Annotated in this window: 15 protein-coding genes; 2 read left to right on the top strand and 13 right to left on the bottom strand. The window is 63.1% G+C overall.

Features of this window, described 5'->3' with window-relative positions:
- Positions 1-11: 11 nt before the first annotated feature.
- From R3X27_RS17710 to R3X27_RS17750, 9 genes are all read right to left on the bottom strand, one after another.
- The gene (locus tag R3X27_RS17710) at positions 12-665 is read right to left on the bottom strand and encodes a protein-L-isoaspartate O-methyltransferase (protein WP_317710206.1); all 654 of its coding nucleotides are present in this window, start codon (positions 663-665) and stop codon (positions 12-14) included.
- Positions 666-796: 131 nt separating this feature from the next.
- Positions 797-1492 (bottom strand): urea ABC transporter ATP-binding subunit UrtE, encoded by a 696-nt coding sequence (urtE, locus tag R3X27_RS17715; protein WP_317710207.1) that lies wholly within the window; start codon positions 1490-1492, stop codon positions 797-799.
- A gap of 3 nt (positions 1493-1495) precedes the next feature.
- A complete protein-coding gene (urtD, locus tag R3X27_RS17720; RefSeq protein ID WP_317710208.1) occupies positions 1496-2236 on the bottom strand; it encodes an urea ABC transporter ATP-binding protein UrtD in 741 nt (246 codons plus the stop codon).
- Positions 2233-3465: an urea ABC transporter permease subunit UrtC gene (gene urtC, locus R3X27_RS17725; RefSeq protein ID WP_317710209.1), complete on the bottom strand. Its 1233-nt coding sequence runs from the start codon at positions 3463-3465 to the stop codon at positions 2233-2235. Before urtC ends, urtD begins: the two co-directional genes overlap by 4 nt.
- Before the next feature lie 94 nt (positions 3466-3559).
- Complete coding sequence (urtB, locus tag R3X27_RS17730) at positions 3560-5524, bottom strand: urea ABC transporter permease subunit UrtB (RefSeq protein ID WP_411572511.1); 1965 nt, start codon at positions 5522-5524, stop codon at positions 3560-3562.
- A 68-nt stretch (positions 5525-5592) separates the two neighbouring features.
- On the bottom strand, positions 5593-6855 hold the full coding sequence (urtA, locus tag R3X27_RS17735) for an urea ABC transporter substrate-binding protein (protein ID WP_411572512.1): 1263 nt from the start codon (positions 6853-6855) through the stop codon (positions 5593-5595).
- 348 nt (positions 6856-7203) lie between these two features.
- The gene (locus tag R3X27_RS17740; protein ID WP_317710211.1) at positions 7204-7704 is read right to left on the bottom strand and encodes a phage holin family protein; all 501 of its coding nucleotides are present in this window, start codon (positions 7702-7704) and stop codon (positions 7204-7206) included.
- Entirely contained in the window at positions 7701-7985 is a 285-nt protein-coding gene (locus tag R3X27_RS17745) for a hypothetical protein (protein WP_317710212.1), read from the bottom strand. Before R3X27_RS17745 ends, R3X27_RS17740 begins: the two co-directional genes overlap by 4 nt.
- Before the next feature lie 2 nt (positions 7986-7987).
- Positions 7988-9070 carry an AI-2E family transporter gene (locus R3X27_RS17750; protein WP_317710213.1) on the bottom strand — a complete coding sequence of 361 codons (1083 nt, stop codon included), beginning with the start codon at positions 9068-9070 and terminating at the stop codon, positions 7988-7990.
- A 353-nt stretch (positions 9071-9423) separates the two neighbouring features.
- Between R3X27_RS17750 and R3X27_RS17755 the strand changes: the two genes are divergently transcribed.
- Positions 9424-10398, top strand: coding sequence for a hypothetical protein (locus tag R3X27_RS17755; protein ID WP_317710214.1), 975 nt, complete (start codon positions 9424-9426; stop codon positions 10396-10398).
- Positions 10399-10473: 75 nt separating this feature from the next.
- On the opposite strand, the gene R3X27_RS17760 is transcribed toward R3X27_RS17755, so the two are convergent.
- From R3X27_RS17760 to R3X27_RS17775, 4 genes are all read right to left on the bottom strand, one after another.
- Positions 10474-10902, bottom strand: a complete 429-nt coding sequence (locus tag R3X27_RS17760; protein WP_317710215.1) for an arsenate reductase family protein — start codon at positions 10900-10902, stop codon at positions 10474-10476.
- Between the two features lie 11 nt (positions 10903-10913).
- Positions 10914-11861, bottom strand: coding sequence for a 1-phosphofructokinase family hexose kinase (locus R3X27_RS17765; RefSeq protein WP_317710216.1), 948 nt, complete (start codon positions 11859-11861; stop codon positions 10914-10916).
- A 254-nt stretch (positions 11862-12115) separates the two neighbouring features.
- On the bottom strand, positions 12116-13033 hold the full coding sequence (locus R3X27_RS17770; RefSeq protein ID WP_317710217.1) for an MBL fold metallo-hydrolase: 918 nt from the start codon (positions 13031-13033) through the stop codon (positions 12116-12118).
- 113 nt (positions 13034-13146) lie between these two features.
- A complete protein-coding gene (locus R3X27_RS17775; protein WP_317710218.1) occupies positions 13147-13569 on the bottom strand; it encodes a metallopeptidase family protein in 423 nt (140 codons plus the stop codon).
- 62 nt (positions 13570-13631) lie between these two features.
- Between R3X27_RS17775 and gltX the strand changes: the two genes are divergently transcribed.
- Positions 13632-14951 carry a glutamate--tRNA ligase gene (gene gltX / locus R3X27_RS17780; RefSeq protein ID WP_317710219.1) on the top strand — a complete coding sequence of 440 codons (1320 nt, stop codon included), beginning with the start codon at positions 13632-13634 and terminating at the stop codon, positions 14949-14951.
- Positions 14952-15002 lie beyond the last annotated feature (51 nt).

A 15002-nucleotide genomic window follows, 5' to 3' on the forward strand; every position in this document is an offset into this window, starting at 1 on the left:
CGTTTCCTTGTTTACAGCACGAAAGAGGCCGGACCCTCAAAGCCGGGCAAAACTGGTGCACCTGCGTTGAATTCGAACCGCCAGTTCACACGACCGTCGAGCTTGTAGCCGATCTGAACCGCACCAAGCGCGCCGTCCATGAAGAGGCAGGCAATGCGACCGCCTTCCTTGAGCTGGTCCTCGATGGCAGAAGGTAGTTCGACGACGCCGCCCTGGAGAACGATCACGTCGTAAGGGCTGTGCTTGGCGGCACCGTCGGCCAGAGGTCCGGTGACCACGGCGACATTGTCGACCGCCTCGGACGAAAGCGTCGCCTCGGCTTCGCTGGCAAGGCCTTCATCTTCTTCCAAAGCGATGACAGCTTCGGCGAGCCGCGCAATGACGGCGGCGGAATAGCCAAGTCCTGAGCCAATATCGAGCACCATTTCATCGGGCTGGATGTCGAGAGTGTCCAGCATCTTTGCAAGCGTGCGAGGCTCGAGGACAACGCGACCGGGCACCAGCGGCAGATTGGTGCCGGCATAGGCGGCATCCCTCTGGCTGTCCGGCACGTAGAGCTCGCGCGGTACATCCTGAAGGGCATCGAGGACGGGATACTTGGTCACATCCGCCGGGCGGATCTGGGCGTCGACCATCGTGGTGCGGCGGGAAGCGAAGCTGCTCATGTGTTCAACCTGTCGGTCCGGAAGCGTCGCCGATGATGTGGCACAATCACCTGTGCGAGGCAAGTTGCCCCCGCGCCGCATGTCCAGTGGAAACGGCCCAACCCCGACGAGACCTCAGGAGACGCTCCGGCCTAGACAGAGACGGCGCCTTTCAGATCTTCCTTGGAAAGCTCGGCCTTCGAACCCGACATCGAGACCTCGCCGCGCTTGAGCACGGTAAAACGGTCGGCCAGCCCATAGGCGAATTCGAAATACTGTTCGACCAGCACGATCGCCATATCGCCACGGTCACGCAGGTATTCGATCACGCGGCCAATCTGCTGGATGATATTGGGCTGAATGCCTTCGGTCGGCTCGTCGAGCAGGAGGAGCTTCGGTTTCGTCATCATCGCCCGACCGATGGCGAGCTGCTGCTGCTGGCCGCCCGAGAGGTCTCCGCCACGCCGGCCGAGGAAGTCTTTCAGGATCGGGAAGAGCTCGAAGACTTCATCGGGGATGTGGTGCTCGGATGTGGGCAGGCAGGCATAGGCTGTCTCCAGGTTCTCGCGCACGGTCAGGAGCGGGAAGATGTCCCGACCCTGCGGCACATAGCCGATGCCCTTGCGGGCCAATGCATGCGCCGGCAGACGGCCGAGATCCTCACCGTCGAGCGAGATCACGCCGCCGGAACGCGGATGGGTCCCGGAGATAGCCTTGAGCAGCGAGGTCTTGCCGACGCCATTGGTGCCCATCACGCAGGTGACTTCGCCGGCCGCAGCCTCGATATCGATGCCGTGGAGGATCTGGCTGCCGCCGTAATGAAGTGTAAGGCCTTGGGTTTTCAGCATTGTCTAGCGCCCCAGATAAACGTCGATGACGTCCTGATTCTTGGTTACGTGGTCGAGGCTGCCCTCGGCGAGGACCGAGCCCTCATGCAGCACGGTCACCTTGCATTCCAGCCGGCGGACGAATTCCATGTCATGCTCGACGACGACCACGGCGCGGGTCTTTGCCGCTTCTTTCAGAAGGTCCGTCGTGTGTTCGCGCTCCGCCAGCGTCATGCCGGCGGCGGGTTCGTCGACCAGCAACAGCCGCGGTTCCTGCGCCAGCAACATGCCGATCTCCAGCCACTGTTTCTGGCCGTGAGACAGCTCGCCGGACTTGCGGTGGAGCTGCTCGGAGAGGCCGATCTCGGCGGCAAGCTCCTCGATCCGCGTTTTGTCTTCAGGGGCGGGCCGGAAGAAGAGCACCGACCAGGGCGCCCGGTCCTTTTTCAGCGCCATGGCAAGGTTGTCGTAGACCGACTGGTCCTCGAAAACTGTCGGGCGCTGGAACTTGCGACCGACGCCGGCCCGCGCGATCTGGCTTTCGTTCATCTTCAGCAGCGAGTGGCTCAGCTCGCCCCAACGAACGGTGCCCTCGTCGGGCCGGGTCTTGCCGGTGACGATGTCCATGAAGGTGGTCTTGCCCGCACCGTTCGGGCCGATGATCGCGCGCAGCTCCGCGTTGCCGATGGAGAAGCTGAGATTGTTGATCGCCTTGAAGCCGTCGAACGAGACGGAGACGCCGGAAACCTCGAGAAGCGTGCTCATTGTTCGGCCTCCTGTTCCTGCAAGCTGCCGGAATCGGGACCCAGATCGGCGCCATGACGGGCGGGCGGGGTCCGGCCGGTGAAGAGATCGACGAGGCCGCCAATCCCCTTGGGAGCGAAGAGCGTGACGAGGACGAAGGAGATGCCCAGAAGCACCTGCCACCAGTCAACCCAGTCAATGGTGTAGAAACCGAGCGGGATGGAGGGGACCTGTCCACCGGTGAACCAGGTCGAGAGCAGCGAGACGAAGGCCGCGCCGATCACCGCGCCGTAGAGCCGCCCGCGCCCGCCGATGGCGACCCAGACCGCAAGGTAAATCGAGGCGATGGGGGCAATCTCGGCCGGGTTGATGATGCCGGCTTGCGGGTAGTAGAGCGCGCCCGCGATGGCGGCGATGACGGCTGTCAGGGTGAAGACGAAGAGCTTGTAGCCTTCGACAGAGTAGCCGAGGAACCGGACACGCGCTTCGTCGTCGCGGATGCCGCGGATGACGGAGCCGAACTTGCCGGACGTGATCCAGGCAGCCAGCAGATAGCCAAACCCGAGGGCGAGCGCGCTGGCCCAGAAGAACCACAGTGAGATATCCGCCTGAGGGATGGAATCGGCACCGGGCAGGTTCTGTAGGCCGGAGAGGCCGTTATTGCCGCGCAGGCCGGAATCGTTCTGGAAGAGGTAGAGCGCGAGCGCCAGTGTCATGGCCTGGGTCAGGATCGAAAGATAGACGCCGGTGACGCGGGAGCGGAAGGCGAGCCAGCCGAAGACGAGCGCCAGCAAACCGGGGACAAGCACGACCATCAGGAGCTGGAGTGACAGGCTGTCCGCGAAGGCCCAGACGACGGGGAAGTCAGAGGAGCCGACAACGCCGAAAATCTGGGTGCCGATGGCGTCGATGATCTCCTGATCGGTGGGCGGGATCTCCGCATTGGCCATGGACGCCGTCACGATCATCTCGGTGCGGGCGTACATCAGCCACATGCCGATCATGTAGCCGCCAAGCCCGAAGAAGGCCATGTGGCCGAGGCTCAGGATGCCGGCATAGCCCCAGATCAGGTCCATTGCGATGGCGACGAGGCAGAGGCAGAGCGTCTTGCCGAGCGTCTTGATGAAGGAGGTGGAGAGCGCGCCGGATCCTGCGGCCTCGCTGGTGATGGTCACAGCGAGGGTGAAGAGGGCGAGGATGGCGATGAAGATCAGCACCGAGGGATTTCGGGCGAAGAAGGAGCGGTTCATGGGCGGGCTCCCGGGTTGAAGCAAATTGCGGAGGGTCGGGCGCTGCCCGGCCTTGCGACCGGGCTGTGACAGATCGTACGGCGTGCAATCATGATCAATCTCCCGCCGCGCGGCCCTTGAGGGCGATGATGCCTCTTGGGCGGAACTGGATGAAGATGATGATGAAGATGATCATGTAGGTCTGGGCGGCCAGCGTGTTGGACGGGTTCAGCCACTCGATGCCCTTCTGCAGGAAGCCGATCATGGTCGCCCCAAGCAGGGTGCCCCAGATATTGCCAACCCCGCCAACAACCACCGTCATGAAACTCTGCACGATATAGTCGGAGCCAAGCTCGGAGGTCACCTTCGCATAGAGACCGATAGCCACCCCGGCGATGCCGGCAATGCCGGAGCCGAGACCGAAGGTCAGCATGTTGATACGGTCCGGATTGATCCCCATCGAGCCCGCCATGCGCGGGTTCTGGGTCACGGCGCGGACCTCCAATCCGAGCCGGGTCCGCTTCATGATGAAGAGGAAGACCCCGAGGAAGATCAGCGCAAGGACGAAGATCGCGATGCGGATATAGGAAATCGAGACCACATCATTGAGCACCAGCGCACCGTCGAGCCAGGCCGGAGAGGTCAGCGGGCGCGCCTGCGTTCCGAAGATGTTCTTGGCCAGCTGTTGCAGCGCGATGGAGATGCCGAAAGTCGCCAACAGCGTCTCCAGCGGGCGGTTATAAAGCCAGCGGATAACGAGACGCTCCATTGCGACCCCGGCCGCGAAGGTGACCGCAAAGGCGAGCGGCAGCGCAACGAGGATCGAGATGGTGTAATCCGGTATCACCTGTTGCACGACATAGCCTGTATACGCACCCATCATGATGAACTCGCCATGGGCCATGTTGATGACCCCCATGACACCGAAGGTGATGGCCAGTCCGATGGCGGCGAGGAAGTAGATCGAGGCCAGCGAGAGCGCATCCAGCGTCAAGTCGAAGACCTGGTTCACGCCGACGCTGGTATTGATCGAGGCGAGCGTGGTCGTGGCAGCACCGGTGAGGGCTGGCGAGGCCTCGGCATATTGATCAAAGAAAACGTGGGTTTCGAGTGCGGTGGCGATCTCGTCGACCGTGGCGGTCGCCGGAACGGTGCCGGCGGCGGCAAGCGCGCGATAGGCCTCCTCGCGGGTCTCTTCAGTGTCGAGCTGGGCCAGGGAAACACCGCCGACGCGGCCCTCGACGATATTCGCCTGGAGGGCTGCGCGCTTGTCTTCCGCGGAGATACGGGCGGGGGCGAGATCGCTGGAAACGAGGAGGTCATAGGCCTCGGCCTCGGACAATTCATCGCTTCCGGGCTTGAGCGCGCGCGCGATATTGACGCCCTCGGGCAGGCTCTCGGCGGCCTTGCGGGTTGTGGCCAGCAGCGGGTTGAGCGCCCCGCGGGCATCGACGCCGAGATCGCCCTTGAAGCTCTCGATGGCGGCGATACGGGCGGGTTCATCGGCGCTGTAGGGAATAGTCAGCAGGCGGATGAGACGCTCCTTGCGGGCGCGGATCTCCGGGTCGGGCTCGTTCTCGATCGCGCCTTGCAGGGCGGTCAGATGCTCGGGCGCGGGGTCGCGCTGGATCGCATCCAGCGCCTCGATGCGCTTGGCGGGGTCGTCGGCCATGAGCTGGAACTGCACCAGCGCCGCGCCGATCATCGAGCGCACACCGGAATTCGGCTTGAGCTGTTTCAGCTCCTTCTTGAGGAATTCTCCCAGCGCTTCGCCGGTGGCGATGTCGGCAAGGGCGTAGGTCTTGGAGTCGATCTTCTCGCCGAAGAAGAAGAGCTTGTCCTCCTTGCGTTGCCAGAGCTCCTTGGCCTGCCATTTCTCCAGCACGTCCTGTGCTTCCGGCAACCCACTGTCGCGCAGCGCATCAATCGCCGGCTGGATGGTCTTGCGAGAGCTTTTCTCGAGAAGCGCGCGGTGGTCTTGCAGCAGCGCCTGGATGGGGCTGTCCGCCTCTTGCTGTGCCAAGGCCGCACCGACGCAAAGCATCAGGACGGCAATGGCTGCCGATAGGATTCTTGTCATTTTTGCCTGCGCCACGAGGAAAGAGTGGGAGGGCGCAAAGGCGCGCCCTCCCGGAAAGTCAGGTCAGATCAGTAGTTGGACTTGATCTGGACGCAGGACGAGGTGTCGGTGTTGTACATACCGCAGTCGAGCTCCTGCCAGTCGGACTTCAGCACCGCCGATTCCGGCAGGAAGTCGGTCCAGGCGTCGCCCGGCACTTCCTCGGTCTCGGAGATGATGTCGAACTGGCCGTCTTCGGTGATCTCACCGATCAGGACCGGCTTGGACAGGTGATGGTTGGTGCCCATGACGGCGGTGCCGCCGGTCAGGTTCGGGTATTCCTGACCCCACATGGCGGTGCGGACGGCGTCGACATCGGTGGTTCCGGCAGCCTCGACCGCATTGGCCCACATGTTGAAGCCGATATAGGTGGCTTCCATCGGGTCGTTGGTTACGCGATCTTCACCCATCTTGGCCTTCCAGGCCTCGATGAAGGCGTCGTTGGATTCGGCTTCGGCGGACTGGAAGTAGTTCCAGGCAGCGAGGTGGCCGACGAGGTTGGTGGTGTCGAGACCGGAAAGCTCTTCCTCACCCACGGAGAAGGCAACGACGGGGATGTCATCGGCGGAGATGCCAGCCGCGGCCAGCTCCTTGTAGAAGCCGATATTGGCGTCGCCATTGATGGTCGAGATCACGCCGACCTTCTTGCCGTCCGCGCCGAGGGCAACAACGTCCGCCACGATCTTGGACCAGTCGGAATGGCCGAAGGGGGTGTAGTTGACGAAGATATCCTCTTCCGGGATGCCCTTCTCCTTGAGGTAGCTCTCAAGGATGTTGTTCGTGGTGCGCGGGTAGACATAGTCGGTGCCCAGCAGCGCGAATTTCTCGACGCCCAGTTCTTCGAGATAGTAATCGGTGGCCGGGATGGCCTGCTGGTTCGGCGCGGCGCCGGTGTAGAAGACGTTCTTGGAGCTTTCCTCGCCCTCATACTGAACCGGATAGAACAGGAGGCCGTTCAGCTCTTCGATCACCGGCAGCACCGACTTGCGCGACACCGAGGTCCAGCAACCGAACATCACGTCCACTTCTTCGACGGTCAGCAGCTCGCGCGCCTTCTCGGCGAAGAGCGGCCAGTCGGAGGCGGGGTCGACGACGACGGCTTCGAGCTGCTTGCCGAGGATGCCGCCCTTGGCGTTCTGCTCCTCGATGAGAAGCATCATCGTGTCCTTCAGCGTCGTCTCGGAGATGGCCATCGTGCCGGAGAGCGAGTGCAGCACACCCACCTTGATCGTGTCATCGGCAGCCATGGCGGAGGTCGCGAAGGCCAGAGCGCCAACCAGCGCGGAGGTCATACGGAGGTTCATGTTTCAATCCCTGTTCTCGGCGGCCGTGAAAGGCATGACGAAACTGTCCGCGCACGCCGGGACGGCGCGGCGATGGCCCGTCAGGCCGTACCACCGGTTTTCATTGCAGCGGACCCGGGGGGAGGACCCCGTGCCCTTGTAACGCTGGGGAACGTTGCCCCCTGCGCCGGGCATCAAAGGGGAGGGATGCAGTTTGCGCAAATCATGGGCAGCAAGATTGCAAGGCTTTGGGCACAAAGCAGGCGAATGCATACAATCTTTGCGCGAAAACGCACCATATGCCTCAGAATTGAGCGGAAATCATCGGAATCAGACCCCGAACAAGGGACCAGAGCGCTATTCCTCAGCTGCCTCATCCCTGCCCTTTTGGGCAGGCGAATGATGAAGACTCTTCAGAATTGCGCTCAAGAGCGGTGCCATGACGCTCAGACCGGCGGTGCTGATCGGGTTCTCGGCCATGCGGCGGACATTTTGCGCCAACTCTCGCGCCTCGCCGGTCACGGACAGGATCTCCTGTTCGAGATCCTCCACGGCCATGTCGCGCACTTCACTGACGGCCTCGATCTCGCGCTCGGCACTCAGGCGTGAGGCCACCGCGATCAGGATCCCCGCCAGGGCGACATTGATCCCCGCAAGGCTCAGAGCGGCGAGGGATGGTCGCATCAGCGTCGCAAGCGCCTGGTAGGCCGCGATATTGAGAAAGACCAGCGCGATGGCTCCGAGCACTGCGGCGACCGCAAGAAAACCCGTTTGCCGGAGCGCGACCCTGGCCTGCCGACCGCGAATGAGACGCTCGGAGCGCAGGATGATCTGGATATTCCGGCTGAGACGGCTCATACGCGCCCACCCCTCCCAAGAAGGTAGCCCAGCAGGAAGGCGCCAAACAGGCTCAGGAGCGGCTTGTTCGCCTGCACATCTTCCAGTTCGGCCAGAAACTCTTTCAGGAGCCGGTCAACCTCGCTGCCCTCCAGCTGCGACACGGCCCAGTCGAGCGGACGCTCTGCCGCCCCCGGCGCGTCGCCGCTCTCCTCCTCCGTTTGCGTCAGCCGCTCCCGGGCGGCCGAAAGCTCTTCGCGCAAGGAGGTCAGTTCAGCCTCCAATTCTGCCTTGGTCGGCATTGTCACCGTCCTCCTGTTTCGTGTGCGTCCAGTTTTCCGTCCCCCGACATCAGGATCGCCAGCCAGCGCAGCCGCGGCATATGGCTGAAGACGATCAGCGCGCAGACCGTGATCGGCACCGACAGCAGTGCCCCGGCCACACCCCAGATCGCAGTCCAAAAGGTCAGCGCGAGGATGACCAGGAAGGACGAAATGTTGAGCGAGCGGCCTGTCAGGGCCGGCTCGAGGATATTGCCGATGAAGAATTGCACCGTGCCACAGCCCATTACAATGACGAGAAACGGGCTGATGGTGTCGAACTGCACCAGCGCCACGAGGGCCGGACAGACCACGCCGAGAACCGATCCGATCGAGGGGATGAAGTTGAGTGCGAAGGCGAGCACGGCCCAGGTCTCGGCGAAATCGAGCCCCATCGGTTTCATCACCGCGTAGGAGAAGAGGCCGGTCAGCACCGAGACGAAGGTCTTGATGCCGATATAGCGCTGCAGCCCGAGCGAGATCGAATGCACGAGCCGGCGGATCTCGGCGCCGGTTTCAGGGTCCGGTGCGGCCATGGCGAATTTGCGCGAGAGCGGTTTGCGCTCGACCATCAGGAAGGGAACATAGAGCATCACCAGGAACAGACCGCTGAGCAACCCGCCCGCCGAGCCGAGCGCGCCGAGCGCCCAGCTGGAAAGACCGACGCCGCTCAACGCCTCCAATGCGTTCGCCGCGTTCTCCTCGCCGATGAAGGAAACGATCCAGGTCATAACCCCTTCGAATCGTTCCGAGTAGCGTGGGATCGCGGCGCGGACCTGCTCGGCCTGGCTCGACAAGATCAACCCGATGACGACAACACCAAGCAGGACAAGAGCGATCCCCACGATGTGGGCGAGCCAGCGCGGCACCGTCCATCCGCCGAGCTTCACAGCCGCGACGCGATCGATCACCGCCGTCAGCAGGATGAAGATCAGGGCTGAAAAGGCGAGCGGCAAGAGGAAACCCGCCCCATAGACCAGCCCCACGACAAGCAATGTCAGGACCAGCAGCAGGTCGCGCCAGAATTCAAGCGTCAACGCCCGTTCGTCCAGATCGCCGTCCCGCATGGCCCGCTCCCTTTGCTCGCAGCCCCCCGCCAATCATAGGTGCGCCGGCAGACCTGCACCATGCCTATCCGATCCCGGCGGCTTTCGGCCCCACGAGCTAAGATCGGCAGATCGCTGGGTCAGTAAGGAGACAGGGCGGCTGCCGCGGCTCGCCGAAAATCTTGCCTCCGTTCTTTCCGTTTCCTCCGCAAGCATCGTCTTGGTCGGAGAAATTGGCGATTCTCAGATCGGTTGCTACAGACGCCCCTGTCGATGGAACCCATCAACGAGATCATCACGGAACTCCCTCCGATCACGCGATTCATGGTATAGCTGCGCGGAGGATGGCCTCGCAGGAGTATGAGCCTTTGCTGTTGAAACGACCCCGTCTCACCCTTGCCCTTCCCATTATCCTTGGCTTTCTGGCCGCTTTCCCGGCGCAGGCGAGCGCGCAAAGCTCGGATGTTCCGGCATGGCTGCAAAAGCATGTCGGCCTGAACGACGGGCAGATCGCCCCGGTGGTCCTGCACAGGGCGCGGGCGCTCTACCAGCAGAAACGCCGCAAGGGCCAGGTTGCGAACCCCTGCTACCTTGCCATGGATGCGACGCGCCCGAGCACCACCGGCAGCGGCAAGCCCGCGCGCCGCTTCTATATTATATGCGAAGCACAGAAATCGTTTCGCGCCGTTTCGTCCGGATATGGCAACGGACGAAAACTGCAGCGCGCGGATTTCTCGAATGGACGGCAATGCGCGCGGAACTTCTCCAATGCGGAGGGATCGAAACTGACCGCGGGCGGCGCCTATGTGACGGCCGAAACCCGGACCTCCTTCAAGGGCTATTACAGCCAGTCAGGCAAGCGGCGGCCGTTTCATCGCACCTTTCTGCTCTATGACGGCGAGGGCGACACCCGAAACGCGCGGGAACGGGCCATCGGCGGCCACCCGGCGGTGTTCCTGAAATGGCAATGCCGTTTCCCGAACCCGGACAGTCCCCATGCCGACAAGGACGGCTACGTGCCCTATGGAAAGCTGGTGGATTATACCAGCGGCCGCAGCAATGGCTGCACGACCTGGTCTCAATCCGCCTCCCGGGAAATCCTCGACCTCGTGGAAGGAAACCCGACGACGCTGTATCTTTATCCAGCCTCTGACGATATCAACGCGGTCGCAAAGGCGGTGACGTCAGGCAAGTCCCTATCGCAGGCCGGGCTCTACTGGAACGCGACCTGCCTGAAGGCCATTGGCGCGCCGAAATTCTGGCCCAAGAAGACCCTTCAACCGGTCATAAACAAGTGGCGGCGTTCGCTGCCGAAACAGCCGTCGACGGACTTGCCGATCTGCAAGTGATGGTGGTCTGAGGCGGCGCGACGGGCAAAGGCGGGGCAGCAACGCGCGACCGAAGGTCCGAGCGCTCTGCGTCCCCTAAACGCCAGGAACCGGCAATCCCTGCGCGTCGATCAACAGCACGCCGTTGCTGCGCGAAAATGGCCCTTCCGGCCAGTTCTCCAGCAGGTCAAGCACCTTGCCCACCGGACGGCACAGCGCAACGCCCTTCTCCGTCCGCACGATCGGGCGCTCGACCAGAACAGGATGCAAGATCATCGCATCGAGGATCTGCCCGTCGGTCACGCCCTCCTCGAGCAGGCCCAACTCGCGCGCCGGGCCCCGTTCGGGACGCAGAACGTCGCGCGGGGACAGGTCGCCCTCCGCCAGCAGAGCTTCAAGCCCCTCGCGATCCCAGCCGACCTTCATGTAGTGGACAATCTCAGGCTCGTAGCCAGCGGCCTTGATCACCCGCAGCACGTCGCGTGACTTGCTGCAGGCCGCGTTGTGGTAAATCGTGACGCCCATAAGGGCCTCCCTCAGAGCTCGATCAGCTTGCACTGCGGCAGGAGGCGTTCGACCTCCTCACCAACGCAGAGACGGGTGGCTTCGGTCGTGACCGCAGCCGACGCAGCCGCCGCGCCCCAGCGGGCAGCTTCCTGGATTGAGTTACCACGGGCGAGACAGAGGGTGAAGCCACCGACATAGCTGTCGCCGGCACCGACCTTGGAGACCACCTCAACCTTGGCGGCGGTGGCCAGCCAGGAACCTTCGGGCGTCGTCAGCACGGAGCCTTCAGAACCACGGGCGAAGATGATATTCTCCGCAACACCCTTCGCGATCAGCTCGCGCGCATAGGCCGCGGTGTCTGCCGGGGTCTCCAGCTTGCGACCGGCCAGCCCTTCGGCTTCCTCGTCATCGGCGCGCAGAAGGAAGGGCGGGGATTGGGGGTCCTCGACGATCTTGCGCAGCGCCGGGCCGGACGTGTCGACGATGAGACGTGCCCCGGCTTCCCTGATCGCGGCCGAGAGATGCTCCTCGAAATCGAGCGGAACACCCGGCGGCTGGCTGCCGGACAGGATCACCAGCCCGCCATTCGGCGCATGGGCGGCGGTCGTGTGGATCGCCTTCTTCACATGTTCGTCCTGCCAGGGCGGCCCAGGCAGCATGAAACGGTATTGCTCGCCGGTGTCCTTGCAGTTCACCACGACGCTGGCACGGGTCTCGCCCGGCGCCGGGATCGGCATCGTCGCGATGCCCTCATCCATGAGCAGTTCGAGCAGACGGTTGCCGTTATGGCCACCAATGGCAACAACGGCGGAGGCGTTGCCGCCCATGTGGTTGATGGCGCGCGCCACATTGATGCCGCCGCCACCCGGATCCACCGCCGGCTCGGTACAGCGCAGCTTTACGTCGGGGATAACCTTCTCGGCCTCGGTATTCATGTCGAGGGCGGGGTTGAGCGTGATGGTCAGGATTTCGTGCACGGGGATGGACCTCGTTTCGGCGATGTTTGCGCGCACACTGCGCATTCACAGCGCTTTTGCAACCAAAGAAGGCGCGGGAAATCATCGCAGGCCGCAATCCCGGCATTCCGGAACTGCAGTTCACGCATGGATTGCCCAATTGTGAGGCATTGACACTGAAGCCCAAAAAGACCTCCGCCCGGCATTCCCCGGACAGAGGTCAAAATTGCGGCGTCGCAGCGACTCGCCTCGAGCGAGACGACCGCCCGGACGGATTACAGGAGCTGGTAGCTCACGGGCACGAAGCGGAAGCCGTCGCCGCGAGTCTCGACATAGCCGTTGCCCGGGAAGGGCATGTGGTAGCCGACCATCGGCACCCTGTCAGCCGCGAGCATGCCAAGAACCTTGCGGCGCGTACCCGCAGCGGCGGTCTTGTCCATGTCGAACTTCACTTCCCAATCCGGGTAGCCAAGCGACCAGACATAGTGGTTGGCCAGGTCCGCCGCGAGCAGGAGTTGCTTGCCGCCGCTGTCCAGCATGTAGGTCATGTGGCCCGGCGTGTGGCCGAAGGCGGCCATTGCGGTGATGCCCGGCGCAACCGCGTCGCCATCGCCAAGGAAGCTCATCTTCTCGGCCAGCGGCTTCACCATGCCGTCGAAACGCTCGTTGCCGGCAGCGGCCCAGTGATCGAACTCGATCTGGCCGGTTACGTACATGGCATTGGCGTAAGTCGGCGTCCCATCGTTCATCAGGCCGCCGATATGGTCGCCATGCATGTGGGTAATCACGACTTTGGTGATGTCCTCAGGCGAAATCCCGGCCTCGGCCAGCGCCGCCGTGGTCCCGGCCGCATTGAGACCGGCATCGAAGAGGATGACCTCGTCGCCGCTCTTCACGACCGTCGGCGTGAAATAGAACTGAGCGGAATCGGTGGGAATGAAGTTCGCAGCCGACACTTCGGCGAATTCTTCCGCCGGAACGTTCAACCCGAAAATCGTGTGCGGATCGGGACGCGGCGTGGTGCCGGCCAGCAGGGTGGCGCCTTCAAGCTCCCCGATACGGAAGCCACGCGCCTTGCCAAGGGGCAGCGGCTTGGGCGCTTCATCGGAAGCAAGGGCGGAAGTGGCGGAAAGCAGGAGCGGCGCGCTGGCGGTGCTCAGAATGGCCTGACGGCGAGAAAGCTTGATCGACATTTTGATCCCCATAGGTGTCCAGTGCTCCTGAGGATAGGTTGTCGCAGGCACGTTTCAACGGAAAAAATGTAAATTTTTCTTGAGCCAGACTTTTTATCGTTTTTTTAACGCGATCATTCCCACCAACGATCAATTCTGGCGATATCGGAATCGGACCAGCCGAAATGATGGGCGAATTCATGCACCACGACATTGGTGACGAGATCGGCGAGGGTGACATCGCCACGCGCGACCCATTCATCGAGAATCGCCCGTCGGAAGAGCCAGACGGTATCGGGTTGTTGCGGCGGATCGGTGACGGAGCGCTCGGTGAGCGGGGTTCCATCATAAAGGCCCGTCAACTCGAACGCATCCTGCAGTCCCATTTCGACGAGGATCTCATCGGACGCGAACTCCTCGACCCGCAGCAGAACGGCATTGGCCGGCCCGTCGAAGGGCGGCGGCAAGGCGGTGCGGGCGGCTTCGGCAAGGACGAGGATGTCGTCGAGGCCAGGAGCGGTCTGGGCGCCAGAGGGGCTTTCCGAGGTTGAATTCATGGGTCTGGTATGGACAAGAACGCCGCCCTGTGGAAGAGCGCCCATAACAGGAGATCCGACACATGACCGTTACCCGCTTCGCCCCCTCGCCCACCGGTTACCTGCATGTGGGCAATCTGCGCACTGCGCTCTTCAACTGGCTGATCGCGCGCAAGGCCGGCGGACAGTTCATCCTGCGGCTGGACGACACCGATCCGGAACGCTCGAAACCGGAATATGCCGACGCGATCAAGGAAGATCTCGAATGGCTCGGGCTGGACTGGGATCGGGTCGAAACGCAATCCTCGCGACTGGACCGCTATGCCGCCGCCGCGGACACGCTGCGCGAAAAGGGACGTTTCTACGAGTGTTTCGAGACCCCGACCGAGCTCGACCTCAAGCGCAAGAAGCAGCTCAACATGGGCAAGCCGCCGGTCTATGACCGCGCCGGCCTGGCGCTTTCCGCCGAGGAGAAGGCCGCGCTGCGAGCAGAGCGTCCGGGCCACTGGCGCTTCCTGCTGGAACATGAGCGGATCGAATGGGTGGACGGCATCCTCGGCGATATCTCCATCGACGCGGCCTCCGTCTCCGATCCGGTGCTGATCCGCGGCGACGGTCAGGTACTCTACACGATCGCCTCCGTTGTGGACGACACCGAGATGGGCATCACCGACGTGGTGCGCGGCTCGGACCACGTTACCAACACCGCGACCCAGATCCAGATCATCGAGGCGCTTGGCGGCGTCGTGCCGCGTTTCGCGCATCACTCGCTGCTGACCGGTCCGCAGGGCGAGGCGCTCTCGAAACGACTTGGCACGCTGGCGCTGCGCGACCTGCGCGAGAAAGGCGTGGAACCGCTGGCACTGCTGTCGCTCATGGCGCGGCTGGGGTCTTCCGATCCGGTGGAGCTGCGCAGCTCGCATGCGGAGCTGATCGAAGGGTTCGACATTTCCCGCTTCGGCGCCGCGCCGACGAAATTCGATGCGGAGGATCTCTACCCGCTGACTGCGCGGTACCTGCACGAGTTGCCGCTCGACGCGGTGGCCGGGGAGGTCTCTGAGCTTGGCGTTCCTTCCGAGCTTGCGGAGCCGTTCTGGAACGTCGTCCGGGCGAATATCACCACGCGCGCCGACATGGCCGGCTGGTGGGACGTGTTGCACAACGGCGCCGAACCTCTGATCGACCCGGAAGATGCAGAGTTCATCGAACAGGCGCTCGCGATGCTGCCGGAACTGCCATTTGACCAGACGACGTGGTCAAGCTGGACAGCCGCCGTCAAGGCAGAGACGGGGCGGAAGGGCAAAGGGCTGTTCATGCCGCTCCGCAAGGCCCTGACAGGTCGGCAACGCGGCCCGGAGATGGCGGACTTCCTGCCCCTGATGCAGGCAAAGCCGCGCCTCTGAAGCGTCTTGGCCTCGCAAGGGCCGAAACGTCTCGTTTGAACCGCAGACACG

The organism is Tropicimonas sp. TH_r6, from assembly GCF_033101155.1.
Taxonomy (GTDB): Bacteria; Pseudomonadota; Alphaproteobacteria; order Rhodobacterales; family Rhodobacteraceae; genus Tropicimonas.

Coding starts and splice junctions, on each gene's coding strand:
- urtE (WP_317710207.1), bottom strand. CDS start 1,492: ATGCTGAAAACCCAAGGCCTTACACTTCATTACGGCGGCAGCCAGATC.
- R3X27_RS17770 (WP_317710217.1), bottom strand. CDS start 13,033: ATGTCGATCAAGCTTTCTCGCCGTCAGGCCATTCTGAGCACCGCCAGC.
- R3X27_RS17760 (WP_317710215.1), bottom strand. CDS start 10,902: ATGGGCGTCACGATTTACCACAACGCGGCCTGCAGCAAGTCACGCGAC.
- R3X27_RS17775 (WP_317710218.1), bottom strand. CDS start 13,569: ATGAATTCAACCTCGGAAAGCCCCTCTGGCGCCCAGACCGCTCCTGGC.
- gltX (WP_317710219.1), top strand. CDS start 13,632: ATGACCGTTACCCGCTTCGCCCCCTCGCCCACCGGTTACCTGCATGTG.
- R3X27_RS17740 (WP_317710211.1), bottom strand. CDS start 7,704: ATGAGCCGTCTCAGCCGGAATATCCAGATCATCCTGCGCTCCGAGCGT.
- R3X27_RS17745 (WP_317710212.1), bottom strand. CDS start 7,985: ATGCCGACCAAGGCAGAATTGGAGGCTGAACTGACCTCCTTGCGCGAA.
- urtC (WP_317710209.1), bottom strand. CDS start 3,465: ATGAACCGCTCCTTCTTCGCCCGAAATCCCTCGGTGCTGATCTTCATC.
- R3X27_RS17750 (WP_317710213.1), bottom strand. CDS start 9,070: ATGCGGGACGGCGATCTGGACGAACGGGCGTTGACGCTTGAATTCTGG.
- urtD (WP_317710208.1), bottom strand. CDS start 2,236: ATGAGCACGCTTCTCGAGGTTTCCGGCGTCTCCGTCTCGTTCGACGGC.
- urtA (WP_411572512.1), bottom strand. CDS start 6,855: ATGACCTCCGCGCTGGTTGGCGCTCTGGCCTTCGCGACCTCCGCCATG.
- R3X27_RS17710 (WP_317710206.1), bottom strand. CDS start 665: ATGAGCAGCTTCGCTTCCCGCCGCACCACGATGGTCGACGCCCAGATC.
- urtB (WP_411572511.1), bottom strand. CDS start 5,524: ATGACAAGAATCCTATCGGCAGCCATTGCCGTCCTGATGCTTTGCGTC.